Raw genomic sequence first — 21,596 nt, forward strand, 5'->3', positions numbered from 1 at the left:
AAACGTCAGTCTTGCGAGTTCACGGGTATGACTCGCAGATTCGACATGGATCGCCGTGCGTACCTCAAGACCGTCGGCGCGGTTGGTGCAACCACCGGCGTCGCTGGCTGTCTCGGCGACGTTTTCGGCGGTGGCGACGAGGACGTGATCGTCCCGGGGACGGCGTCCGGATTCCCGCCGTTCGAGTACACCGAGGACGGGGAACTCGTCGGCTTCGACATCGACCTCGCCGAGGAGGCCATCGATCGGGCCGGCTACGAGGTCGGCGACTGGACCGACATCGAGTTCGACTCGCTCATCCCGTCGCTCACCGAGGGCGACATCGACCTAATCGCTGCGGCGATGACGATCAACGAGGAGCGCCAGGAGGCCATCGCGTTCTCCGACCCGTACTACGAGTCCAACCAGGCCGTACTCGTCGCCGCTGGCGGCGACGTCAACCCGAGTTCGGTCGAAGACCTCGAGGGACTGGTCGTCGGCGCCCAGAGCGGGACGACCGGCGAGGACGAAGTCGAGGCGCTCGTCGACGAGGGGATCCTCGAGGGCGACGACACCCGACCGTACGACAACTACACGTTGGCCGTCCAGGACCTCGAGAACGGCAACGTCGACGCCATCGTCATCGACATTCCGGTCGCCCAGAACTTCGCGGACAGCCGCGACGTCGAGGTCGCCTTTGAGATCGAAACTGGGGAGGTGTTCGGCCTCGGGATGCGCCAGGACGACGACCGTCTCGGCGACATCAACGACGCGATCGCGGAGATCCAGGACGACGGCACCTACGAGGAACTCGTCGAAAACTGGTTCGAGTGACCGAGCGATGGAGGTGGATGCCGTCGTCCTGCAGGCGAGCGACTGGGAGGTAATCGTCGCGAACTGGCGATTCCTCGCCCTAGGGACGTTCGTCACGATCCTGCTCACCGCGACGAGCCTGTCGCTCGGTTTCCTGGCCGGATTCCCGGCCGGCGCCGTCGAGGTCTATGGCTCGGGGTGGCTCCGCGAGGCGGTGAGCACCGCCGGCGTCGTCCTCCGGGGTACGCCCATCGTCGTCCTGATCGTCCTCTTTTTCTTCGGGTTGCCGATCCCCCGTCTCGGGACGATACAGATATTCGAACTCGACATCGGGCTGAAGGCGTTCATCGCAGCGACGCTCGCGCTAGGGCTCCGCAGCGCCGCCTATCAGGGACAGGTGTTTCGCGGCGCCATCCAGTCGATCAGCGAAGGGCAGATGGAAGCCGCCCGATCGGTCGGCATGACCCGGCGAAAGGCGATCCAACACGTGATCTTCCCGCAGGCGATCCGGCGCTCGATCCCCGGCTTCCAGAACGAGTTCACGATCGTCCTCAAGGACACGAGCGTCGCCTTCGCCATCGGGCTCGCGGAGTTGCTCACTCGCGCGGAGCGGATCTACCTTCAGCCCGGCAACGACACCGCCGTCATGGAGGTGCTGCTCGTTATCAGCCTGATCTACTTCGTGTTGACGTTCACGACGAACCGCACGCTCGACCGCCTGCACGACCGCTACGCGATTCCCGGAGGAAACGACTGAGCCTATGAGTCTGTTACGCGTCGACCACGTCGACAAATCCTACGGCGACGAGGAGGTACTGCACGACGTCAGCTTCGAGATGGAGTCCCAGGACGTCGAAGTGATCGTCGGCCCCAGCGGGTCGGGGAAGTCGACCCTGCTCCGGTGTGTCAACCGACTCACCGAGATCGACGACGGGGCCATCTACCTCGACGACGTCGAGATCCACGACATCGACGAGAACGACCTCCGGCGGCGCGTCGGCATGGTCTTCCAGGACTTCAGCCTCTTCGCCCACCGCACGGCGCGAGGCAACATCACCCTCGGGCTCGAAGAGGTCCTCGGGCTCTCGAGCGAGGAAGCCGACGCCAGAGCCATGGACTACCTCGAGCGCGTCGGACTCGAACCCCAGGCCGACTCCTACCCCGCCGAGCTGTCGGGCGGCCAGCAACAGCGCGTCGGCATCGCCCGCGCGCTCGCGATGGACCCCGAACTCATCCTCTTCGACGAGCCGACCAGCGCGCTCGACCCCGAACTCATCGGCGAGGTGCTCGCGGTCATGAAAGACCTCGCTGACGAGGGGATGACCATGCTCTGTGTGACCCACGAGATGGGCTTCGCCCGCTCGGCTGCCACGACGCTGACGTTCCTTGACGAGGGACGGATCGTCGAGCGCGGCCCGCCCGAGGCGTTGTTCGACGACCCGGAACACGATCGCACCGCCGCCTTCCTCGGCGACCTCACCGTCCACCGATGACGGCGCTCGAGGAGGCTCGCGGCTCGGCGGTCGACACCCTCCCCGGCCGGCGACGGCTCGTCGTCGGCGCTATCGGGGTCGTCTTCTGGACGTGGCTGCTCGCCCGCTGGGCCTACCACAACGCGTGGCTCGACAGCCTGTTCACGGCCGTCGGGTTCCCGGACCTGATCCGCTCGGAGCTGGGAGTCAGCCAGCGCGAGCCCTGGCTCCCCCTCGAGCCGTTCGAATCGTTCGACCTCGTAAGCCTGGCGATTGAATCGGCGCCGTCGCTGGCGGCTGGCGCGTTCATCACCGTCTACCTGACGGTCCTCTCGATGCTCTTCGGGCTGGTGATCGCCGTCCCCCTCGCCGTCGCGCGAACGTACGGCGGCCCGATCCTCAGCCGGGTCTCGCTGGCTTACACCGAACTCATCCGCGGGACGCCCCTGCTCGCCCAGCTCTTCTTCCTCTACTTCGGGTTGCCACTGGCGAGCACTTTCGACTCGATCGGTTTCGTCGGCCAGGGTGGGATTCCGCGGGCCGCCATCTTCGTCGCCATCGTCGGCTTCACGATCAACTCCTCGGCCTACCAGGCCGAGTACATCCGGGCGGCCCTGCAGTCGGTCGACCCAGGACAGCTCACGGCGGCCAGAGCCGTCGGCCTCTCGAGGACGGAGGGCATCCGTCACGTCGTCCTCCCGCAGGGGCTTCGGTTCGCGATCCCCGGCTGGACCAACGAGTTCATCTACCTCATCAAGTACTCCTCGCTGGCGGCGTTCATCACCGTCCCCGAACTGTTCCGCCAGGCCAGGAACATCGGTTCGGATACGTTCCAGTTCACCAATATCTACATCGTCGTCGCGCTCTTCTACCTCGCGCTGGTGCTCACGACGTCGCTCGCGATGGCCCGCCTTGAGCGAACGGTTGCGATTCCGGGACTGGGAACAGCATCGGGACGGGACTAGAACGAACTGATTTTTTGAGTGGAGGACGTAGGCTCGAGCGGCCGATGACGACGTACTCGCTCCGAACCGGACTCGGCACCCGGTGATGACGAGCCCTATGAGTGCCGAGGCCACTAATTCACGGACGGTTCTACTCCACAACGACGATACGCCTCGCCATGCTCGAGTGACTGTCCTATCCCTCATCGATGCTAATCGGTGGTGACCAGTTCCAATCGACTGAATGCGACAAGCCTGAACACATATCTATTTGCCAACTCCCTTCCATCAGGACCGGTAGAGCCAAACGGCTCAGTTATCATGAACGTCAACGAATTTGTCGATGCGAACGAACCCAGGGAGGGCGGCGAGACCTTTCAACTCGAGAGCGACAAACTGCTGGACATCGACCTCGACGGGTCGGTGATCGCGAAGGCCGGCTCGATGATCGCCTACAGCGGCGAGGTCTCGTTCAAAGGAAAGTCCTCCGCCGAGGGCGGCATCAAGGGCTTCCTCAAGGAGAAAGCGACGAGCGAGGGAACCCCGGTGATGGAGGCGACCGGTACCGGCCACCTCTACCTCGCAGATCAGGAGAAGAAGATCCAGCTGCTCGAACTCGAGGCCGGCGAGGAGATTTCGGTCAACGGTGACGACGTGCTCGCGTTCGAATCGAGCGTGAACTACGAGATTCGGACCATCAAGAGCATCGCGGGCTTCTCGGCGGGCGGACTGACGAACGTCTCGCTCATGGGGCCGGGGTGCGTTGCGATCACGACCCACGGGTCGCCGCTGGTACTGCGGCCGCCGGTCCGGACCGACCCGAGCGCGACCGTTGCCTGGAGCGGCACGACGCCCGGGAGTCACGTCGACCGGACGCTCTCGAACATGATCGGCCAGTCTTCAGACGAGACCTACCAGCTCGAGTTCACGGGATCGGAGGGGTTCGTCGTCGTGCAGCCGTACGAGGAACACGGTCCACAGCAGTAGCAGGCCACAGTATCATCTCGAGGCGCACCGTAGGGTGGCCGGTACGCGTTTCAGGTCACGAGAGTTGCACTATGAACCGACGAGTCTTCCTCGCCCTGGCAGCTGCGTTCGCACTGACACTCCCCTGGGTCGTCGTGGGCGGAGCAACGACCATCCTCCCCTGGCTGACGTCCGTCGTGGGACTCGAGTACCAGGCGCCGACCGTGCTCGCCACGCTCTCGACTCTCGAGACCGTGATCGTGACGGGACTCGCCGTCCTCGGTTCGGCATTCCTCCTCGCGTGGGCCGCCGAGACCGCCGAGAAGGACGTCCCGCAGGCGTTTGCAATCGCGGTCCTCGCCGTCCTGGCGGTGGCCCCCGAGTACGCCGTCGACGCGCTTTACGCGTGGAACGCGGGCGCGTACGCGGGAACCCCGCGGGGCGCCGAAGCTGGGAACCTCGCCGTCGCCAACATGACCGGTGCAAACCGCATTCTCATCGGCCTCGGCTGGGCCGGCGTCGCACTTTTCACGATCTATCGGGCGGGAGCGGCCACCGACCCAGCGGTTCGAAACCGGCGCGGCATCCTCTCCGATTCGGTCGTGCTCGACCGCGAGATCGGCCTCGAGGTCGTCTTCCTCTTGCTGGCGACCCTGTGGGCGTTCCTCGTGCCGCTCAACGGCGGCATCGACATCCTTGACATGCTGGTCCTGGTCGGACTCTACGCCTGTTACATTGCGGTAATCATCCGCGGCGACGTCGAACCCGATATGGATCACGTCGGCGTTCCCGCGTACCTCCAGCACTTCCCGAAACGACTCCGGATAGCTACCGTGTTTGCGCTGTTCGCGTACTCCGGGACGATGATCTTCACGGCCGTCGAACCCTTCGCTCACGGCCTCGAGTTCCTGGGCGAGGGGATCGGCATCCCCGCGTTCTTCATGATCCAGTGGATCGCCCCACTGGCTTCGGAGGCGCCGGAACTCATCGTCGTCGTCTACCTGGTGAACAAGGCGCGCTCGACGGCGGGGTTCAACGCCCTCATTTCCTCGAAGCTCAACCAGTGGACGCTGCTCATCGGGACGCTCGTGGTCGTCTACTCGATCGCGCTGGGGCGCTACGGCGTGCTCGCGTTCGACTTCAAGCAGGAGGCCGAAATCTGGCTCACCGCCGCCCAGTCGTTCTTCGCCGTCTCGTTGCTAATCCGGTTCGAAATTTCCGTGACAGAGGCGCTGACGCTGCTCGTGTTGTTCCTCTCACAGGTTCTGCTCGAGTTCATTATCATCCGGGACTTCGTGACGCTCCCCGTCTCGAGTATCGAACTTCTGCTGGCGTACTCCATCGTCTACATCGTTCTCGGGGTGACGTTGTTCGTCAAGCGTCGTCGAGAATTTTGGCTCCTCCTCCGCCGGACTGCGGGGACGATCGGCGACGCGATGTCACCCGATGATAGTCGTGCTCACGGCGCAGACGATTGATCCAGAACCCGTCGTTCGAAGAAGTGCACGTCGCCCACTCGTCGTCGCCGAACCGAGAGGTATCACGATCCGGGAGGTATCGCTATACGCTGACTCGCAGTAGTCTTCGCTTCGAGTCTCGAGTGCGAACTTTTCGACGGTCTTGACACCAGTCTTCGACCCTCGAAAACGATCGATATTCCGGTACCGATCGCTATCCACCAGTCGCGAGAATCACGTCGTTCAGATCCATCTGAAAGCGGACAGTGGTCAGTCGGCAGCGGAGCCGACGGCGGTCGGCTGGTCCGGCGTCCCCTCGAGCAGATGGACGTAGTCGTCTAGGTCGAGCGCGAACGAGTGTGGCTCTCGGAGGTCGACCCAGGAGTACTCGAACTCGAGGCCGACTTCTTCGCCTTCGCCGGTGACGACGTGGGTGAACTCGTCGGGCGCGTCGTGGACCGTCGCGTGGAAGAAGTGTCTGACGTAGTACTTCGGTGGGGACTCGTACCGGTTCCAGACGTCGGTGGCGACGTGTTTGGTCAAGCCAACCGCACTGAGGCCGCTCTCCTCGACGATTTCCCGAAAGACGGCTGCTCGAGGTGATTCACCGCTTTCGATCGTTCCCTTCGGAATCTGCAGTCCGTCGTGCTCGGGGCTCTCGAACGCCAGTAGCTCCGCTTCGTCTCGAGTGATGTACGCGCACGACTTGTGCACGTACGTCGGTGATCGAGTGCCCATTCTATACCACCTAATCACGGTAATACGTAAAAAGGTTCCACCCAATGCGTACTAGTATGATTAAAGGTCTCTTCCGACAGACGAGCAAGTCGAGGCAGTCGTCCTCGAGCGCGTCTCGAGTCGTCGGCGTGTGCGATCCGATTCGTATGGCTCGTTCGGCTCGTTCGACTTACTCGACTCGCGGCGCAGTTTCGTCGGTCCGCCCCGGAAGCTCGAGTTCGACCTCCAGTTCCGGGTCGCCCACCCCGTCGAAGTCGATCTCCAGTTCGATCGGTTCGCCGAACGCGAAGGGGAGCTCCCACTCGTCGTCGCTGATCGTGAGTTTGTCACCCATCTGGAGTTGTTCGCCCAGGGAGATCAGGAAGGCGCCGACTTCGTCCGCGTCGAGACGGTACGCCCGTTCGAACTTCCGGCCGCTTCGGATCACCGTTCGTTCGGAGTTGGTTTCGTCTGACGACATGGTGGTATCGATTCGGGTCGGATGCGGATAGGGGCGTCGCTCGAGTCAGTGTGACCGTCCAGTAGATTCATCCGGTCGCTCCGACGCGAGTACGTATGGGCGTCGATCGAGCAGAACTCTGGAAGGGACTCGCCGAGACTCGGCGGTTCCTGCTCGCCCACCACCTGCCCTCGGAACGACACCGGTGTTACTCGCCGGTCGTCTTCGGTCGTCGGGTGGACGTCTGTGCTAGGTGCCTGGGCATCTATCCTGGCATCGTCGCCGGCTTCTTCGCGTATCTGTTCGCTCCGTTGCCAGCGAACCCGACGCTTCTCGTGGCAATCCTCCCCGCACCCGCACTCCTCGACTGGTCGATGACGACCTTTCGAGAGGCCCGCGGGACGAACACTGCGCGAACGCTGACCGGCGCACTGCTCGGTTTCGGCTACGGACTGGGGCTCTCGCTCCTGGTCCTCGAGTCGGTGCTGGCGGTACTCGTCGTCGGTCTCGCCTACGGGCACCTCGCTGCCCTCTTGCTCTCGTACTCGCTTCGCCTAGCCGACTGAACAGCACACTTGCACCTGGTTATTTACCTCGAGCGTGAGAAGTTTCGCTGACACCTGCCCATGAAACACTGCATCAACTGCGGCGACGAAATCCAGGACCAAGCGTCGGTCTGTCCCAGCTGCGGGGTCAACCAGTCGATTTCTCTCGAGGGAAGCCACGGGGAACGCGGCGCGAACGAGAAGTACTGCGTCGAGTGCGGGTCGCTCATCACCAGACAGGCTGAGATGTGTCCAGAGTGTGGTGCTCGACAGCCCTCGTCGGGTAGTGGGTCGTCCAATTCGGACAAGATCGCCGCCGGCGTCCTCGCGCTGTTGCTGGGCGGAATTGGCGCTCACAAGTTCTACCAGGGGAACATGAAGCTCGGCGTGCTGTACCTGTGTTTCTTCTGGACCGGGATTCCGGCGGTCCTCGGGTTAATCGAGGGCATCCTCATGCTGATAGCCGACGACGCGGAGTACGAGGAGAAGTGGGCCGACGGGAGTCTGCTGGGTCGATAACGAGTCCAACTGTGCTGGGTCGATAACGGGCCCAGTCGTCGTTCTTACTCCGATTGCGTCCGCGTCTCGAGGTACTGGCCCCCGCCTTCGTTCATTAGTCTCGTCGATGTAGACGTCGTATGCCACCCTCGAGCGACGATGCGACCGACTCCGGCGATACTCGAACACGAGACGGCGACGCAGCGATCGGAAGCGACCTCGAGCGAGACCGAACGACCGTCAGTTCGGTGTTAGGGGACACCTATCGCGGAGAGGTCTCCCGGGAAACGACCTGGCGCTCGCGCCTCGACCAGACGACGACCTGGAGCGTCACCATCATGGCGGCCATCCTGACCTGGGCGTTCTCGAGTACGGACAACCCCCACTACATCATCCTGATCGCGGGGCTGGTGGTCACCACGTTCCTATTCATCGAGGCCAGACGCTACCGGGATTACGACGTGTACCGCGCCAGAGTGCGACTCATGCAACAGAACCTGCTCGCGACGACGCTCGATCCCGACGCTGCCCTCGATAATCCCGACTGGCGCACCGAGCTGAGCGACGATTATCGACGGCCGACGGTGAAAGTATCGCTGCTTGAGGCGCTCGCGAACCGACTCCGCCGAATCTACCTGGCCCTGTTCACCGTGCTGGTGCTGGCGTGGGTCTTTCGAATCACGGCGTTCGTCCCGAGAGAGGCCTGGCTCGAGTCGGCGTCGGTCGCCCTCGTTCCCGGCGAAGTGGTCGTTACCGTCTGCGCTCTGTGGTACCTGGCCGCCGTCGCCATCGGCCTCTGGCCGCGCGAGCGACAGGCGAAAGGGGAGTTTCGTGAGGGCGAGCACGGCGAGTGGAAATCCGGGCGCTAGACCGAACCTTTCGACCCCATCGTCACCACTTTCGAACGACGGTCACTCCGCCGTCTCGACTTCTCTCCGACCCGTGACGCGGTTCGGCACGAGCCGAAAGTCGCGAAACGTCACGTCGTCGGGCGGCCGTTCGAAGACGTCGACGGCCGGAATTTGTACCGCCCACATCCCCTGGACCGCCGCTGATTCGTACGGCGCGTCCGAAATCTCCTCGAGCGACCCGGTCGCGACGACGCTGTGCCACCCGTCGTCGGTCTCCGCGTAGACGACGAACGAGACCGGTCGGTCGAGGACCGCCGATTTGCCGCCGCTGTGCCCTTCCGGGAACGAAAGCCGGAAGTAGAAGTGGCCCTCGTCAGCGTAGTAGCCGTAGGAAACCGGAATCGAGAACGGCGGTTCCTCGGCGGTCGAGCCGAACGAGAGTACGCCGGTGCCGCCCCGGTCGAGAAACGAATCGAGGTCCTCGCCACCGAGTTGTACCCAGCGGAGCCCTTGCATGTCGGCCGGTACGACCGTCGGACAAAAATAGGCCATTTACGAGCGCAGGGACTGTCTCGAGAAACGGATCATTTCATCCCGAGCGCTCCGACGCTCTTTGCTCGCCGACGCTCGAGTACGCCACGTCAATGACGGTTTTCGTATCCTCGGCACCTCGAGATCCCTTCGTCTCCTTCGATGCACTGATTCACCCGGACCGCCAAGGGGAACTCGAGCCACGATGCCCGAGACATCCTCGCGCGCCGGCGTCATCATCGCGGGCGGATTTTCGACTCGCTTTCGGGGCGGCGACAAGGCGGTCGCCGACCTCGACGGCACCCCGTTGATCGGCCACGTCGCCGACCGACTCGAGGGCGTAACGGACGAACTCGTCGTCAACTGCCGCGCCGAGCAGGTCGACGTCCTCCGGGACGCGCTCGAATCCGAGTCGCGGACGATCCAGGTGGCCGTCGACCAGACGCCCGACCGCGGCCCCCTCGCCGGGATCGCGACGGGTCTCGAGGCCGCGAGCGCTCCCGTCGCGGCGGTCGTGGCGTGTGACATGCCGTTCGTCGAACCGGCGTTGCTCGAGGCGTTGTTCGAGCGACTCGAGGGCGGTGACGCTCACGATTCCGACGAACGGACGGCGGCCGTCGTCCCGAAACACCCGGACGGCTGGTTCGAGACCACCCACGCGGTCTACCGGGCGGAACCGATGGCCGACGCCTGTCGCGCGGCGCTCGAGGTCGACGAGGGCAAGATCCTGGCCGCGCTCGACAGGCTCGAGTGGACCGTCTTCGAGCCGGCCGATTGGAGCCGATACGCCACGGTCGATTCGTTCGACAGCATCGACACGCGGGCGGACCTCGAGGTGGCACGGAAGCGATTCTGACTGCAGAAATTCCGACCCAGCCGATCAGGCCACTCGCAGTGGTGGCACGATGATCAGGCCACATGCGGTGGCGGCACGAGCAACACGTTCCCGTTCGCACGGGCGACGAGGTCCTCAGAGACGCTCCCGAGCAGGAGCCGTCGGAGGCGGCTGTGCCCGCGTGAGCCAACGAGGGTCGTCGTCGGCTCGTACTCCGTCTCGACGTCGAGGATCTCGTCGGCCGGGTCGCCCCGTCGTATCTCGATCCGGGTGTCGATTCCCCACTCCTCGAGCTGGTCGGCGAGTTCCTCGAGTCGCTGGCGGGGGTCCTCACCCTCGGGTAGCCCGGGGTCTTTCGGCGTCTCGACGTGAACGAGGGTCGCCTCTTTGGCGGCGTGCCGGAGATACGAGAACGCGTCGAAGGCGCGGTCGGCGTTCTCGGAGAAGTCCGTCGCGTAAAGCATTCGCTGGAACAGGTGTTTGCGGACGATTTCGGGTTCGTCGACGCCGCGCTCGATCCGGTTGACGAGCAACGGCGTCTCGCTCGTTCGCGCGAGGTTACGCGCGGTCGATCCGATCACCCGGTTCTCGAGTGGGCTTTTTCCCCGCGAACCGACGATGGTCATGCTCGCACCAATCGTCTCCGCGATGCCCCTGATTCGCCGATGGGGTGTCCCCCGGACGACGTGACTCTCGACGTCGAATCCGGCGCCTTCGATGACCTTTCGGTATCGCTCGAGTGCGCGTTCGCGCCGTCCCTCGAAGTCCATGCCGGGCATGCCCGCGTGCACGTTCGAGGGAATGACCGTCACCAGGTGAATCTCCTCGATGCCGATCCGGCCGAGGCACTCGAGGCAGGTTTCGGTCTCGATCGTGGCTTCGCTGGCTGCGGACAGGTCGGTTGCGATGACGGCCTTCATACCGCCACTAGGGACCCCCACGTATAATATTGTTTGTTTCATCCAATACCGTCCGGGGAATGTATCGGGCATTGATTGCTCTATTCGGTGTGTACAACAGTTCGTTCGATACAGGTTGGTAGGCGTACGAATGTGCCACCGTTCTTCGCGACCCGTACGGACGGCTCGAGTCCTCGACACGATGGTGCGGTCGCGATGAGCCAGCGAACGGTTACAGCGAGCGCATCGACTGGCGAGCGAAACAGGTGCATCAGACCAGATGCCCTCGTGACCGGTGACCACGTGTCCTCGTGACTGGGGGTCGTTCCGCGCGTGAGGCGACAGGGTCCTTGCTCAACCGCCTCGTCGAATACACCTGTATTCCCATAACCTATGCGAATATCTCTGTTGGTTAGGCGTGTGATAGGCTGCAGTAATATTGTACAACAGTCCCAAAAGCGTTATAGGCACTTCCCCAGTAGAAGGTGATGAGCAGAAAATCATGATCCGCACACAACCGAAACACACGCAGAACGGAGGTCGAGACGAATGATCGAGCTCGCCTCACTCTCGGAACCAGCACAGGCAGGCGTCCTCGTGGGAGCCGTCCTCGTCGAGGCGATCGTCCTCTACGGCGGGTACGGTTTGTTCGAGCGAGTCGCCGCACCGCCCCTGATCGACGCGATCGAGAACGTCTAACATGGAGGTATTCGGCATCGCGCTCACGATGCTCGTCCTGTTCGTGAGCTTCGGCTTCATGGTCGGCGTCCTGTTCGGCTTCTTTGGAATGGGCGGATCCTTCCTCGTGACGCCGGCGCTCCTGGTCATGGGCTACCCGGCCCGCGTCGCGGTCGGGAGCGGTATGGCATTCGTCTTCGGGACCGCCGTCATCGCGACGATGAAACACCACGACCTCGGCCAGGTCGACTACAAACTCGGCGGATTGATGATCGTCGGGACGACCGCCGGCATCGAAGTCGGACGGATCGGGGTCTTCTACCTCGAGGAACTCGGCCTCGCCAGCGGCGTCATCGGCATCACGTACGTCGTGTTGTTGGGCGCGATCGGTCTGTTCGTCACCCGGAACGCGCTGAAGAGTGACGGTACCGATAGCTCGAGCGGCCACCACGACGCCGCCGACGAGGAGATCGATCCGGACGCGATCCCGGACATCGCGAAGAAGATCCAGTCCTACCACGTGCCCCCGATGATGACCATCGCCGGCGGGATCACGGTCTCGCTGTGGATGGTCCTCGGCGTCGCGTTCGCCACGGGGCTGTTGTCTGGCTTCCTCGGCGTCGGCGGCGGGTTCATCCGCATGCCCGCGATGTTCTACCTGATCGGGGTTCCCGTTCCGGTGGCCGTCGGGACCGACCTGTTCGAGATTGTATTCTCTGGCGGGATCGGGTCGTTTCTCTACGGCCTCGAGGGCGGCGTTGACCTCTCGATCGTCGCACCGCTGCTGGCTGGCAGCGCACTCGGCGCACGGATCGGTTCAGCGGCGACCAGCATCGTCGACGAGGGCGACATCAAGATCTACTTCGGGCTGATGCTCCTGGGTGGGTCGGTCGCCGTCGCGTTCCGCCAGGCCGGGGACTACCTCGGGATGGGGGTCCTGAACATGGTCAGCTTCGCGCTGATCTTGCTCTCGGCGTTCATGGTCAGCGGGGCCGTCATCTACAGCACCGTCGTCACGATGCGACAGAACGCTCGGATCGCCCGTTCGACGGCCGATTAGTCGAGCCTCGACGCATTCGGCGGACCCGTTTTCGACGTGACACGGTACTCGAGACTGTCAGCCAGTGGTCTCGAACCCGTGGGGACGCTATATCGGATCGTCAGGCTCGTGCTCGGCGGCCATTCGGGACGCCTCGGTCGCGTAGCGTTCCAGCTGGTCGGGGTCGTCGACCGATCCGAGATTGTCGGCGTCGACCTCGAGTGCGGCGGTCGTCTCTCGTGCGTCGGTGAAACTCGTGAGCGCCCGTTCCTTGCGGAAGTAGCGCTCACCGTCGGGCGTCGCGTAGACGAGGATGATGAGGTTCTGTTCGTCGTCGGAGTACGTTCGCTCGACCAGCCAGACCCGAACGCCTTCCTGATCCGCTTCGGACGCCATACCGGGTCCTAGACGCGGATTCCCAAAGACGTTTGGCAGTCACGTGCCCTTCGATGGGGACCGCTCTCGTGTGCGCCGGGCGACGCTTGCATGAGCATGTGTGGCGTTGAACCGGTTTGGTGTTGTTCGTTCTTGTGATGGCGCTACAACAGCTCCCGCGAGACGACGAGATGAAAGACTGCATCGACAACTGCCTCGAGGCCGCCCAGGTCTGTGAGTGGTGTGTGGACGCGTGTGCCGACCACGGCGAGGAGATGGCTGAGTGCATCCGGCTCTGTCGGGACGTCGCCGACCTGGCGACCCTCCACGCGCGATTCATGGCACGCGATTCGGCGTACCACGGCGAACTCGCCTCCATCTGTGCGGACGCCTGCGAGGCCTGTGCCGAGGAGTGCGAACAGCACGACCACGATCACTGTCAGACCTGTGCGGAGGTCCTTCCGAAATGTGCCGAATCGTGTCGTGAAATGGCCAGCTAGCATGGCAGCACCCCCGCGATCCGAGACGTGGCTCGGGCTGTCCGCGCGGTCGAAACCGCTCGTTCAGGCCGGAGCGGTCCTCGGCGTCGGCCTGGGCGGTTTTTTCGACGGCATCGTCCTGCACCAGCTCCTGCAGTGGCATCACATGCTCTCGGCCCGGACGGACACGACCGACCTCGCTACCTTGCGGCTCAACGTTCTTGCCGACGGGCTCTTTCACGTGGCGACTTACGCGTTCACGGTCGTTGGCATCGTGTTAATCGTCCGCGCGTGGCGACATCCGTACGTCCCGCCCTCGGGCCGTACGCTGCTCGGTTCGGTTCTGATGGGCTGGGGAATCTTCAACCTGGTCGAGGGACTCGTCAATCACCACCTCCTCGAGCTCCATCACGTGTGGCCCGACGGGCCGGCAAGCACTCTGGTCTTCGACGTCGCGTTCTTGCTGTCGGGCGTGCTCTTGCTCGCGCTCGGGTACGGTATCGCTCGATCGCACTCTGACGCAGCCGGCAGTACCCGAAGTGAAGCCGCCTGATTGCGGTCGTCCTGCCGTTTCGACCCCGTACAGAATTTTGGAAAGTACGCAATCGAAAATCGCTCGTGATTCGTTCTATTTGATCTGGGTGCTGCCAACACCCATTAATTCAAGGAATGGTCGTGATACGACCCTGCTCCACAACTCGAGGCACAATACTGTATTGTGCAATATACACAAAATCTTTAAACACTCTCGGACCATACGAAGAGGTGATGTCATCTGATGCATACAGCGGAACCGACCAGACCGCCGACGAACCAGTCTACGTCCAGGACCAGTCCCACTTCGAGGAGGTCGTGAGCGAGAACGACGTCGTTCTCGTCGACTTCTTCGCAACGTGGTGTGGCCCGTGCCAGATGCTCGAGCCGGTAATGGAGCAACTCGCCACGGAGACCGACGCCACGGTCGCGAAGGTCGACGTCGACGAGAACCAGCCCCTCGCGGCCAGCTTCGGCGTTCGCGGCGTCCCGACGATCATGGTGTTCGCCGACGGTGAGCAGGTCGAACAGCAGGTCGGTGCGTTGCCCGCCGACCGACTTCGTAGCCTGGTCGAGGGATATACGAACGAATGAGCGAGGAGACACGTGACCGCGACATCGTCGTCGTCGGCTCCGGCGTCGCTGGCCTCTCCGCGGCCGTCTACGCCGCGCGGGCGGACCTCGAGCCGCTCGTCCTCGAGGGCCCCGAACCCGGCGGTTAGTTGACGCTCACGACGGAGGTCGAGAACTTCCTCGGCTTCCCGGAGGGCGTCGGCGGGATGGAACTCGTCCAACGCGGGAAGGAGCAGGCCGAGCGATTCGGCGCCGAGTTCGCTCAGGGCACCGTCGAGGCGGCCGACCTCGAGGACCGGCCGTTCGAACTCGACCTCTCGAACGGCGAGACGATCCGGACGCGCGCATTGATCGTCGCCACTGGCGCGAGCGCGCGCTGGGTCGGTGCTAAGAACGAGGACGAGTTGATGGGCTACGGGCTCTCGACGTGTGCAACCTGCGACGGGGCCTTCCACCGCGGCGACGACGTGCTCGTCATCGGGGGCGGCGACAGCGCGATGGAGGAGGCACTCTTCCTCGCGAAGTTCGCCGAGAGCGTCACGGTCGTCCACCGGCGCGACGAGCTTCGCGCCTCCGACATAATGGCCCGGCGCGCTCGCGATCACGAGAAGATCTCGTTCCGCTGGAACGCCGAACTGCTCGCAATTCACGGCGACCGGGAATCCGGCGTTATCGGCGCGACGCTCGTGAGCCACCCCGAGGGCCACCCGATCGAGAAAGTCGAGGCCGGCGAGGACGTCACCGAGGAAACCGTCGACATTGGCGGCATCTTCTACGGCGTCGGCCACGTCCCGAACACCGACTTCCTCGCGGAGACGCCCGTCTCGCTGGACGCGGCGGGCTACCTCGAGACCCACGGTTCGACGACCGAGACCGACGTGCCCGGCGTCTTCGGCGCCGGCGACGTCATGGATCCGCAGTACCGCCAGGCGATCACCGCAGCCGGGACGGGGAGCATGGCCGCGCTCGACGCCGAGGCCTGGCTCGAGGAGACGGACGCCGAACTGGCAGCGAAACCGGCAGCCCTCACGATCGAGGCCAACGATTAGGGCCTTCGACGAGTAGACGCACCTACCTTCATGGACTACGAGACCCTTCGCGCAGACATTCCGGCGCTCGAGCACGGCGTCTACCTGAACACCGGCGCCGGCGGACCCAGCCCCCGGCCCGTCGTCGAGACGATCGAGTCGTCCCTCGAGTCCCACGAGTACGACGCGCCGACCGGCGAGGGCATGTACGCCGCGGCCGGCTCGAGCCTCGAGCGGGCGAAGACGGCGGTCGCAGACCTCATCGGCGCTCGCGAGGCCGAAATCGCGCTCACCCAGAGCACGACCGACGGCATCAACCGCGTCGCTGGCGCGTTCGACTGGGACGAGCACGATGTCGTCGTCCGCACCGACCTCGAGCACCCGGCAGGCATCCTGCCGTGGCGTCGGCTCGAGCGTACGCGCGGCACGGAGGTTCGCGTCCTCGAGACGGAAGACGGCCGACTGGACCTCGAGGCCGCGAAGGACGCACTCGAGGGAGCGACGCTGCTGGTCGTGAGTTCGATTACCTGGACCCACGGAACGCGACTGCCGATCGCGGAACTCGTCGAACTGGCACACGATGCCGGCGCACGGGTCCTCGTCGACGCCGTACAGTCGCCCGGCCAGACGGCCGTCGACGTCACCGAGTGGGGCGCCGATTTCGTCGTCGGCGCCGGTCACAAGTGGCTGCTCGGCCCCTTCGGCGCCGGCTTCCTCTACGTTCGCGAAGGGACCGAACGCGAGTGCGTACCGGGTGCGATCGGCTACCGGAGCGTGATCGACGCCGCCGCTCGCGACTACGAGTACGCACCCGGTGCCGGTCGGTTCGAGGTCGGCACGACCAGTCCGGCCCTCTACGAAGGCCTGGCGGCGGCGATCGATTATCACCAGGAGCTCGGGACGGACGCGATCGAATCCCGTATCGCCGACCTCACCGGGTACCTCAAGGATGGCCTCCCGGACTCCGCATTGCTCAGCCCTCGCGAGTTCGAGTCCGGGCTCGTCACGATCGACGTGCCCGATCCGGAAGCGACGGTCGAGCGCCTCGCCGAACAGGACGTCGCCGTTCGGTCGCTCTCGTACCCGGACGCTATCAGGGCGTCAATTCACGCGTTCAATACACGAGACGACCTGGACGCGTTGCTCGAGTCGTTGGAACGATAGTTGCAGAAGGAAGGAGAAGAATCGGAGCCAATCAGGCGGTGGGGTGAGAGAGCAACAGTTCGATCCCGCTGTCGGCTTCGACCGAGATCTGGACGTCGTCGACGCGGTGGCCGTACTCGCTCGTGTGCTTGCCCGAGCGGCGGATGCGAAGCTTCTCGTCGAGCATCCCCGCGTCGGTCAGCTTCTCGATCTTGCGGTAGGTCGTCGAGAGGGGGACGTCACAGCGCTCGGAGAGTTCGGATGCGGTGAGATACCCGGCGTCCTCGTTGAGGGCCTCGAGGATGGTCCGGCAGTCGGCGTCGGTGAGTGCGTCGAGAATCGTCTGGACGTCGTCGCCGGTCGTGATCGTCGTCTCGTCGTTTGGGGTGTCGTATCCGAAGGGGCTCGTCGTCGCGGTCAGTGACTGGCTCATACTTCTGTAGAGGAACCGATGGCCCTCGAGTGTACACCACCGATATCGTGGGTCGTTTATATAGGGTGGCGAAAATAGGGGTTTCGAGACCTGTGAACGCATCACACGGCCTCGAGTGGCTGTTGGAACGAGGTCGTCTCGTACACGAATCGTCAGTCGCCGTCCATCGAGAACAGTCGTCCATCGAGAAATCGGCTGGTTGCGAAAAGAGAGAAACGGGCGTTCGACGCGTCGGTGACGGGCGGTTCTTCAGGCGTCGCTTTCGGCCAGCTCTTCGAAGTCCGCTCGAGAGACGGTGCTCCCACAGACCACACAGCCGTTCTCGACGAGGGCGTCCCGCATCGACGCGTTGACCGTGATGGCCTGGGCGCACTCGGGACAGACGAAGCGATAGTCCTCACTTGCACTCATTGCTACTAGGTCAGACAGCCTCCAGTAATAAGTTGTCCACTCTCGTTCTGAGGGTATGAGAATACCTCGTGACGTCGAGTCTCGTCCTTCTGGGGCGACTCCTCGCTTCGATGAGACCGAACGACGAGTCGACGACGTCGAGGACGTCGCTCGAGGCTCGAGAGTCACCGTAGATGGATCGAGCGCGAGTAGGCGAATCACGCTCGAGTGTCCAGTTGGACTGGACGCGTCCGCGCGTCAATCCATCCGTAATGGTGACCGCTGCGGCCCTCACTCGATGTGCTCACCGGCCGGAGGAAGGGTAAACGAAACTGTGGTTCCGCCATCGGGTTCCGACTCTGCCCAGATCTCGCCGCCGTGGCGTTCGACGATTCGCTCGCAGACGGCGAGTCCAATCCCGCTTCCCTCGTACTCCGTTCGGCTGTGCAGCCGGGAGAATACCTCGAAGATGTGATCCGTCTCGTCGGGATCCATTCCGATCCCGTCGTCGCGAACCGAAACGACCCATCTGGAACCGTTTCGTTCCGCCGAGACGTGAATCGACGGCGGCTCGTCGCCGCTGTACTGAATCGCGTTGCTCACCAGGTTCTGGAAGACCTGTCGCAACTGATCGTGGTCGCCTTCGACGATTGGGAGCGATTCGGCCGCCATCGTCGCGTCGCTCCGGGAAATCTGCACCTGGAGGTCCTCGCGAGCGTTCTCGAGGACGGCTTCGAGATCGACCGGCTCGAGCGGTTCGCCGCTCGTTTCCACCCGCGAGTAGGCGAGCAATCCTTCGATCATCCCCCGCATGCGGTCGGCCCCGCCAATCGCAAATTCGAGGTACTCTTCCCCGTCTTCGTCGAAGGCGTCGCCATAGCGGCGCTCGATGAGCTGGAGGTAACTCGAGACCATCCGGAGCGGTTCCTGGAGGTCGTGGGAGGCGGCGTAGGCGAACTGCTCGAGACGCTTGTTGGATTCTCGCAGGCTGGTCACGGACTGCTCGAGTTCGTGCTGGTACTGGTGGCGTTCGATGGCCTCCGCGATGACGTTGGCGACGCTCTGGACGAACGTGACGTCTTCGTCGCTGAAGCCCTGCGGATCGGTGTCATGGGCTCCCAGGATCCCCCATGGATCGTTACTCGGGCCGATGATGGTGCTAATTCCGCTACGAACGTCGTGGTTTCGGAGCAAATCCGGACCGGTAAACCGCGTTTCCGACTTCAGATCCTCGACGATGATAGGTCGATCGCTCGCCAGGGTATATGCCGCCTGCGAGTCGGCTTCGATGGCGGAAACCGTCGCTCCTCCGACGAGCCCGGGTTTCCAGCCCACTCCCTGGCGGAGGAGCAGTTCGTCAGCCTGGGGATCGAGGTCGAGCACTTTGCAGTACTCGATGTCGAGCGCGGCCCTCACCCGCTGGGCCGCTTCGTGCATGAGTTCGTCGAGATCGTCCGTCTCGAGTGCGAGCTGGCCGAGATCGGCGACGACCTGTTGCTGGCGAATCCGGTCCGTGAGTTCCTGTTCGCGGCGTTTTCGATCGGTGATGTCCTGGGACATGACCAGCACGGCGTACACGCGTCCGCCCTCGTCGGTCAACGGATGGGTTCGGAACTCGAACACCTGTTCCGGCGTCTCCAGCTCGAAAACTGTCGATTCGCCCTCGAGCGTCGCGCGATAGTGCGGTTCGACGACGTCCACGACCTCCGGCGGGAAGGCGTCCTGGACGCGTTTTCCCTGCAGTTCGGTCGGATCGTACCCGGTTTCCTCGAGGGCGTTCCCGGCGACGAGCGTGTGTCGTAACTCGGTGTCCAGTAGGGCGACGGCTCCGTTCGGAAAGTTCTCCGTCAACGTTCGGTAGCGCTGTTCGGACGCCGCGAGGCGATCGAGCGTCTCTTCGAGTTCCGCCTGCGTGTCCTGGAGTTCCTGATTGCGCTGCTCGAGAACGTACGTTCGCGATTTTGCGCGCGCGTCGTACGCTCCTGCGCCGAATCCGGCGACGCCAGCGAGCGCAGAGAGGATGAGGAAGTTGTTCACTGGATCCGACAACTGACCGGCGAGATAGATGAAGAGGAGAATACTGGCGACCACGCCAATCGCGCGGAGACACCAGCTGGCGATGGTCGTGAAGAACCTCGGCTGAATGTCGGTCCGGGGCAGCCCGTATCCCCCGTAGAGGAGCACGAGGCCGGACCCGCTGACTAGGACGACGACGATTATTGCCGCCGAACTCGACAGCGCTTCGCCGACTTGCGTGAGTGGCCAGCTCACCCCGATAACGGCGTACAGTCCCCCGAGTGCGAGGATCGCACGACGCCCACCGAACGCCGAGTGGAATCGGGCCAGGGGATTCATACCATTCCGAAAGAAGGGCCAAATAAATAGTACTTCTGGATATCCGACCGTCGCTTCAACGACAGTACCGCCGTCCCCCGTGGCTCGCCGAGTGACCGTCGACCGACACGTCGGCCCCGAGTCCGCGGAACCCTATCTTCATTAGGCCGGACTTCGAACCCACCGGTAGACGATGTCGCCGGGAATTCGCGCGACGGTGAAAGTCGGGTCGCCCGAGGGCTGTCCAATTGCGGCCTTTTCACAGCGGACGGGGACGACGGTCGATCGGGTGTCGACGAGTGCGGCGAGCGAGGGTAACTCGAGCGACAGCGAGGGAAATACCAGGAGTACCACGAGCACCACGGAGTTCCTCGCCGCTACCGACGAGGAGATCGACGACGTCTCCGGTCCGATCTTCTCCTACGGGCCCACCAACCTCTATCGTCACACGCACGACGACTCGAGGTGTCCCTGCGCCTGTCTCGGCTCGTTCGGCTGTCCGGTCCACCGCTACGTCGCCGAGGACGGGGGCCTCACGCTGGTCTTTCACGCCGAGGATTTCGACCAGCTCCAGGCGATCATGACCGAGTTCCGCGAACGATACCCCGATATCGACGTCCAGCGACTCCTCCAGCCGCCGTTGCAGGGGTCGACCGAAGAGCAAGTGTTCGTCAACCGTGGGAAACTCACCGACCGCCAGCACGAGGTCCTGCAGGCCGCCTACGATGCCGGGTATTTCGAGCGGCCGAAAGGGGCCAACGCGACCGAAATCGCCGCCGAGCTCGACATTAGCCAGTCGACGTTCACCGAACACCTCGTCGCCGCTCAGCGAAAGCTCTTCGAGGACATCCTCGAGACTGACGCGTGACCGTCGGCGACCGACAACGGAAATAGTTTAATGCCGCATAGGCTTTGACTCTGCATACGACGATGTCACTAGCCGAGGAAACCGAGATGACGGCGACGGAGATCGACGCCTTCCTGAATCGCCACGAGACTGGCGTCCTGGCACTCGCCAGCGACAACACGCCGTACGCGATCCCGATCTCCTACGGATACGACGCCGACAGCCGATCGTTCTACATGCGACTGGTTTCGACGCCCGAAAGCGAGAAACGCGAGTTTCTCGCCTCTTCTCCCCAGGTTCGTCTCGTCGTTTACAACGAACGAGATGGCGGTGAGACCTACCACAGCATCGTGGCCGTCGGTACGCTCGAGACGATCGACCCGGCCAATCTCACCGTCGAGGACGTTGAGCAGTACGGGACGACGAAGCGACCGCTGTTCGAAATCTGGGGCGAGTCGAAAGCGAATCTCGACATCCAACTCTATCGGTTTGAACCCGACGACCTGAGCGGGCGCCGAACCGAAATCGATCGCGGGGACGCGTAGCTCCTGTCGGTTTTTCGGTGTGATCCTCGGTCCGTCCCTCGGGCGGTGGCTGGGCGCGCTAAAACGCAATCAGTGAACGAGAAAGTGTTCGCGGGAAACCGTCGTTCCGCAGACTGGGCACCCGTACTCGACCGTCGCGTCGCGCACGTCGCCGTCCACGGGGCCTCGCTGGCCGCAGTCCGGACAGGTAAACTCGTGTGTTTTCATTGGAGTCGGTTGGGCACCTCTACC

27 protein-coding genes and 1 pseudogene are annotated in these 21,596 nt (G+C 63.6%); 19 read left to right on the forward strand and 9 right to left on the reverse strand.

The genetic code is table 11. From position 1 onward, the window contains the following. Positions 1 to 27 precede the first annotated feature (27 nt). The 6 genes from J1N60_RS10895 to J1N60_RS10920 all read left to right on the forward strand — a co-directional run bounded on the left by J1N60_RS10895 (position 28) and on the right by J1N60_RS10920 (position 5,652). Positions 28 to 813 (forward strand): transporter substrate-binding domain-containing protein, encoded by a 786-nt coding sequence (locus J1N60_RS10895; protein ID WP_312907375.1) that lies wholly within the window; start codon positions 28 to 30, stop codon positions 811 to 813. A 7-nt stretch (positions 814 to 820) separates the two neighbouring features. Next, complete coding sequence (locus J1N60_RS10900; protein ID WP_312907377.1) at positions 821 to 1,549, forward strand: amino acid ABC transporter permease; 729 nt, start codon at positions 821 to 823, stop codon at positions 1,547 to 1,549. Between the two features lie 4 nt (positions 1,550 to 1,553). Then, complete coding sequence (locus J1N60_RS10905; protein WP_305882359.1) at positions 1,554 to 2,285, forward strand: amino acid ABC transporter ATP-binding protein; 732 nt, start codon at positions 1,554 to 1,556, stop codon at positions 2,283 to 2,285. Beyond that, positions 2,282 to 3,229 (forward strand): amino acid ABC transporter permease, encoded by a 948-nt coding sequence (locus J1N60_RS10910; RefSeq protein ID WP_312907379.1) that lies wholly within the window; start codon positions 2,282 to 2,284, stop codon positions 3,227 to 3,229. Before J1N60_RS10905 ends, J1N60_RS10910 begins: the two co-directional genes overlap by 4 nt. A gap of 300 nt (positions 3,230 to 3,529) precedes the next feature. Beyond that, positions 3,530 to 4,195: an AIM24 family protein gene (locus tag J1N60_RS10915; RefSeq protein ID WP_312907380.1), complete on the forward strand. Its 666-nt coding sequence runs from the start codon at positions 3,530 to 3,532 to the stop codon at positions 4,193 to 4,195. 71 nt (positions 4,196 to 4,266) lie between these two features. Beyond that, on the forward strand, positions 4,267 to 5,652 hold the full coding sequence (locus J1N60_RS10920) for a sodium:calcium antiporter (RefSeq protein WP_312907382.1): 1,386 nt from the start codon (positions 4,267 to 4,269) through the stop codon (positions 5,650 to 5,652). A gap of 249 nt (positions 5,653 to 5,901) precedes the next feature. Here the strand turns inward: J1N60_RS10920 and J1N60_RS10925 are convergent, their stop codons facing one another. After that, the gene (locus tag J1N60_RS10925; protein WP_312907383.1) at positions 5,902 to 6,369 is read right to left on the reverse strand and encodes an NUDIX hydrolase; all 468 of its coding nucleotides are present in this window, start codon (positions 6,367 to 6,369) and stop codon (positions 5,902 to 5,904) included. 169 nt (positions 6,370 to 6,538) lie between these two features. Next, positions 6,539 to 6,829 (reverse strand): amphi-Trp domain-containing protein, encoded by a 291-nt coding sequence (locus J1N60_RS10930; RefSeq protein WP_312907385.1) that lies wholly within the window; start codon positions 6,827 to 6,829, stop codon positions 6,539 to 6,541. Positions 6,830 to 6,924: 95 nt separating this feature from the next. Between J1N60_RS10930 and J1N60_RS10935 the strand changes: the two genes are divergently transcribed. The 3 genes from J1N60_RS10935 to J1N60_RS10945 all read left to right on the forward strand — a co-directional run bounded on the left by J1N60_RS10935 (position 6,925) and on the right by J1N60_RS10945 (position 8,720). Next, entirely contained in the window at positions 6,925 to 7,374 is a 450-nt protein-coding gene (locus J1N60_RS10935) for a DUF2085 domain-containing protein (RefSeq protein ID WP_312907387.1), read from the forward strand. Positions 7,375 to 7,434: 60 nt separating this feature from the next. After that, complete coding sequence (locus J1N60_RS10940) at positions 7,435 to 7,872, forward strand: NINE protein (protein ID WP_312907388.1); 438 nt, start codon at positions 7,435 to 7,437, stop codon at positions 7,870 to 7,872. Between the two features lie 119 nt (positions 7,873 to 7,991). Then, positions 7,992 to 8,720: a DUF2270 domain-containing protein gene (locus J1N60_RS10945; RefSeq protein ID WP_312907389.1), complete on the forward strand. Its 729-nt coding sequence runs from the start codon at positions 7,992 to 7,994 to the stop codon at positions 8,718 to 8,720. 42 nt (positions 8,721 to 8,762) lie between these two features. Here the strand turns inward: J1N60_RS10945 and J1N60_RS10950 are convergent, their stop codons facing one another. Next, positions 8,763 to 9,218 carry a pyridoxamine 5'-phosphate oxidase family protein gene (locus J1N60_RS10950; RefSeq protein ID WP_312907391.1) on the reverse strand — a complete coding sequence of 152 codons (456 nt, stop codon included), beginning with the start codon at positions 9,216 to 9,218 and terminating at the stop codon, positions 8,763 to 8,765. A gap of 220 nt (positions 9,219 to 9,438) precedes the next feature. Here J1N60_RS10950 and J1N60_RS10955 point away from each other — a divergent pair, with 220 nt between their 5' ends. Further along, entirely contained in the window at positions 9,439 to 10,089 is a 651-nt protein-coding gene (locus J1N60_RS10955) for a molybdenum cofactor guanylyltransferase (protein ID WP_312907393.1), read from the forward strand. 53 nt (positions 10,090 to 10,142) lie between these two features. Here the strand turns inward: J1N60_RS10955 and J1N60_RS10960 are convergent, their stop codons facing one another. Beyond that, positions 10,143 to 10,988 (reverse strand): universal stress protein, encoded by an 846-nt coding sequence (locus J1N60_RS10960; RefSeq protein ID WP_312907395.1) that lies wholly within the window; start codon positions 10,986 to 10,988, stop codon positions 10,143 to 10,145. Between the two features lie 528 nt (positions 10,989 to 11,516). Here J1N60_RS10960 and J1N60_RS10965 point away from each other — a divergent pair. Together J1N60_RS10965 and J1N60_RS10970 are read left to right on the forward strand one after the other, a co-directional pair. Then, positions 11,517 to 11,666, forward strand: a complete 150-nt coding sequence (locus J1N60_RS10965) for a DUF7512 family protein (RefSeq protein ID WP_312907397.1) — start codon at positions 11,517 to 11,519, stop codon at positions 11,664 to 11,666. Between the two features lies 1 nt (position 11,667). Next, positions 11,668 to 12,705: a sulfite exporter TauE/SafE family protein gene (locus J1N60_RS10970; RefSeq protein WP_312907399.1), complete on the forward strand. Its 1,038-nt coding sequence runs from the start codon at positions 11,668 to 11,670 to the stop codon at positions 12,703 to 12,705. An 87-nt stretch (positions 12,706 to 12,792) separates the two neighbouring features. On the opposite strand, the gene J1N60_RS10975 is transcribed toward J1N60_RS10970, so the two are convergent. Beyond that, entirely contained in the window at positions 12,793 to 13,080 is a 288-nt protein-coding gene (locus J1N60_RS10975) for a DUF7967 family protein (protein ID WP_312907401.1), read from the reverse strand. Positions 13,081 to 13,217: 137 nt separating this feature from the next. On the opposite strand from J1N60_RS10975, the gene J1N60_RS10980 reads away from it, so the two are divergent. The 5 genes and pseudogenes from J1N60_RS10980 to J1N60_RS11000 all read left to right on the forward strand — a co-directional run bounded on the left by J1N60_RS10980 (position 13,218) and on the right by J1N60_RS11000 (position 16,837). After that, a complete protein-coding gene (locus J1N60_RS10980; RefSeq protein WP_312907403.1) occupies positions 13,218 to 13,559 on the forward strand; it encodes a four-helix bundle copper-binding protein in 342 nt (113 codons plus the stop codon). A 1-nt stretch (position 13,560) separates the two neighbouring features. Beyond that, a complete protein-coding gene (locus J1N60_RS10985) occupies positions 13,561 to 14,091 on the forward strand; it encodes a DUF2243 domain-containing protein (protein WP_312907405.1) in 531 nt (176 codons plus the stop codon). 215 nt (positions 14,092 to 14,306) lie between these two features. Next, on the forward strand, positions 14,307 to 14,666 hold the full coding sequence (gene trxA, locus J1N60_RS10990; RefSeq protein WP_312907407.1) for a thioredoxin: 360 nt from the start codon (positions 14,307 to 14,309) through the stop codon (positions 14,664 to 14,666). Continuing rightward, positions 14,663 to 15,694, forward strand: a pseudogene (locus tag J1N60_RS10995) (NAD(P)/FAD-dependent oxidoreductase). Before trxA ends, J1N60_RS10995 begins: the two are co-directional and overlap by 4 nt. Positions 15,695 to 15,724: 30 nt before the next feature. After that, complete coding sequence (locus J1N60_RS11000; protein ID WP_312907409.1) at positions 15,725 to 16,837, forward strand: aminotransferase class V-fold PLP-dependent enzyme; 1,113 nt, start codon at positions 15,725 to 15,727, stop codon at positions 16,835 to 16,837. A gap of 31 nt (positions 16,838 to 16,868) precedes the next feature. On the opposite strand, the gene J1N60_RS11005 is transcribed toward J1N60_RS11000, so the two are convergent. The 3 genes from J1N60_RS11005 to J1N60_RS11015 all read right to left on the reverse strand — a co-directional run bounded on the left by J1N60_RS11005 (position 16,869) and on the right by J1N60_RS11015 (position 19,994). Continuing rightward, complete coding sequence (locus J1N60_RS11005) at positions 16,869 to 17,249, reverse strand: helix-turn-helix domain-containing protein (RefSeq protein WP_312907410.1); 381 nt, start codon at positions 17,247 to 17,249, stop codon at positions 16,869 to 16,871. A 249-nt stretch (positions 17,250 to 17,498) separates the two neighbouring features. Next, a complete protein-coding gene (locus J1N60_RS11010) occupies positions 17,499 to 17,660 on the reverse strand; it encodes a DUF7560 family zinc ribbon protein (RefSeq protein ID WP_312907411.1) in 162 nt (53 codons plus the stop codon). Positions 17,661 to 17,930: 270 nt separating this feature from the next. After that, entirely contained in the window at positions 17,931 to 19,994 is a 2,064-nt protein-coding gene (locus J1N60_RS11015) for a sensor histidine kinase (RefSeq protein WP_312907412.1), read from the reverse strand. Between the two features lie 172 nt (positions 19,995 to 20,166). Between J1N60_RS11015 and J1N60_RS11020 the strand changes: the two genes are divergently transcribed. Together J1N60_RS11020 and J1N60_RS11025 are read left to right on the forward strand one after the other, a co-directional pair. Then, positions 20,167 to 20,841, forward strand: coding sequence for a helix-turn-helix domain-containing protein (locus J1N60_RS11020; protein ID WP_312907413.1), 675 nt, complete (start codon positions 20,167 to 20,169; stop codon positions 20,839 to 20,841). Between the two features lie 62 nt (positions 20,842 to 20,903). Beyond that, positions 20,904 to 21,365 (forward strand): pyridoxamine 5'-phosphate oxidase family protein, encoded by a 462-nt coding sequence (locus J1N60_RS11025; protein WP_312907415.1) that lies wholly within the window; start codon positions 20,904 to 20,906, stop codon positions 21,363 to 21,365. 69 nt (positions 21,366 to 21,434) lie between these two features. On the opposite strand, the gene J1N60_RS11030 is transcribed toward J1N60_RS11025, so the two are convergent. Then, positions 21,435 to 21,572: a DUF7560 family zinc ribbon protein gene (locus tag J1N60_RS11030; RefSeq protein WP_312907417.1), complete on the reverse strand. Its 138-nt coding sequence runs from the start codon at positions 21,570 to 21,572 to the stop codon at positions 21,435 to 21,437. Positions 21,573 to 21,596 lie beyond the last annotated feature (24 nt).

This window comes from Natronosalvus caseinilyticus (assembly GCF_017357105.1).
Taxonomy (GTDB): domain Archaea; phylum Halobacteriota; class Halobacteria; order Halobacteriales; family Natrialbaceae; genus Natronosalvus; species Natronosalvus caseinilyticus.

What these genes read in the sequence shown, in the direction of transcription:
- J1N60_RS10895 (WP_312907375.1), top strand. Translation starts at nt 28, where the DNA reads ATGACTCGCAGATTCGACATGGATCGCCGTGCGTACCTCAAGACCGTC.
- J1N60_RS10900 (WP_312907377.1), top strand. Translation starts at nt 821, where the DNA reads ATGGAGGTGGATGCCGTCGTCCTGCAGGCGAGCGACTGGGAGGTAATC.
- J1N60_RS10905 (WP_305882359.1), top strand. Translation starts at nt 1,554, where the DNA reads ATGAGTCTGTTACGCGTCGACCACGTCGACAAATCCTACGGCGACGAG.
- J1N60_RS10910 (WP_312907379.1), top strand. Translation starts at nt 2,282, where the DNA reads ATGACGGCGCTCGAGGAGGCTCGCGGCTCGGCGGTCGACACCCTCCCC.
- J1N60_RS10915 (WP_312907380.1), top strand. Translation starts at nt 3,530, where the DNA reads ATGAACGTCAACGAATTTGTCGATGCGAACGAACCCAGGGAGGGCGGC.
- J1N60_RS10920 (WP_312907382.1), top strand. Translation starts at nt 4,267, where the DNA reads ATGAACCGACGAGTCTTCCTCGCCCTGGCAGCTGCGTTCGCACTGACA.
- J1N60_RS10925 (WP_312907383.1), bottom strand. Translation starts at nt 6,369, where the DNA reads ATGGGCACTCGATCACCGACGTACGTGCACAAGTCGTGCGCGTACATC.
- J1N60_RS10930 (WP_312907385.1), bottom strand. Translation starts at nt 6,829, where the DNA reads ATGTCGTCAGACGAAACCAACTCCGAACGAACGGTGATCCGAAGCGGC.
- J1N60_RS10935 (WP_312907387.1), top strand. Translation starts at nt 6,925, where the DNA reads ATGGGCGTCGATCGAGCAGAACTCTGGAAGGGACTCGCCGAGACTCGG.
- J1N60_RS10940 (WP_312907388.1), top strand. Translation starts at nt 7,435, where the DNA reads ATGAAACACTGCATCAACTGCGGCGACGAAATCCAGGACCAAGCGTCG.
- J1N60_RS10945 (WP_312907389.1), top strand. Translation starts at nt 7,992, where the DNA reads ATGCCACCCTCGAGCGACGATGCGACCGACTCCGGCGATACTCGAACA.
- J1N60_RS10950 (WP_312907391.1), bottom strand. Translation starts at nt 9,218, where the DNA reads ATGCAAGGGCTCCGCTGGGTACAACTCGGTGGCGAGGACCTCGATTCG.
- J1N60_RS10955 (WP_312907393.1), top strand. Translation starts at nt 9,439, where the DNA reads ATGCCCGAGACATCCTCGCGCGCCGGCGTCATCATCGCGGGCGGATTT.
- J1N60_RS10960 (WP_312907395.1), bottom strand. Translation starts at nt 10,988, where the DNA reads ATGAAGGCCGTCATCGCAACCGACCTGTCCGCAGCCAGCGAAGCCACG.
- J1N60_RS10965 (WP_312907397.1), top strand. Translation starts at nt 11,517, where the DNA reads ATGATCGAGCTCGCCTCACTCTCGGAACCAGCACAGGCAGGCGTCCTC.
- J1N60_RS10970 (WP_312907399.1), top strand. Translation starts at nt 11,668, where the DNA reads ATGGAGGTATTCGGCATCGCGCTCACGATGCTCGTCCTGTTCGTGAGC.
- J1N60_RS10975 (WP_312907401.1), bottom strand. Translation starts at nt 13,080, where the DNA reads ATGGCGTCCGAAGCGGATCAGGAAGGCGTTCGGGTCTGGCTGGTCGAG.
- J1N60_RS10980 (WP_312907403.1), top strand. Translation starts at nt 13,218, where the DNA reads ATGGCGCTACAACAGCTCCCGCGAGACGACGAGATGAAAGACTGCATC.
- J1N60_RS10985 (WP_312907405.1), top strand. Translation starts at nt 13,561, where the DNA reads ATGGCAGCACCCCCGCGATCCGAGACGTGGCTCGGGCTGTCCGCGCGG.
- trxA (WP_312907407.1), top strand. Translation starts at nt 14,307, where the DNA reads ATGTCATCTGATGCATACAGCGGAACCGACCAGACCGCCGACGAACCA.
- J1N60_RS11000 (WP_312907409.1), top strand. Translation starts at nt 15,725, where the DNA reads ATGGACTACGAGACCCTTCGCGCAGACATTCCGGCGCTCGAGCACGGC.
- J1N60_RS11005 (WP_312907410.1), bottom strand. Translation starts at nt 17,249, where the DNA reads ATGAGCCAGTCACTGACCGCGACGACGAGCCCCTTCGGATACGACACC.
- J1N60_RS11010 (WP_312907411.1), bottom strand. Translation starts at nt 17,660, where the DNA reads ATGAGTGCAAGTGAGGACTATCGCTTCGTCTGTCCCGAGTGCGCCCAG.
- J1N60_RS11015 (WP_312907412.1), bottom strand. Translation starts at nt 19,994, where the DNA reads ATGAATCCCCTGGCCCGATTCCACTCGGCGTTCGGTGGGCGTCGTGCG.
- J1N60_RS11020 (WP_312907413.1), top strand. Translation starts at nt 20,167, where the DNA reads ATGTCGCCGGGAATTCGCGCGACGGTGAAAGTCGGGTCGCCCGAGGGC.
- J1N60_RS11025 (WP_312907415.1), top strand. Translation starts at nt 20,904, where the DNA reads ATGTCACTAGCCGAGGAAACCGAGATGACGGCGACGGAGATCGACGCC.
- J1N60_RS11030 (WP_312907417.1), bottom strand. Translation starts at nt 21,572, where the DNA reads ATGAAAACACACGAGTTTACCTGTCCGGACTGCGGCCAGCGAGGCCCC.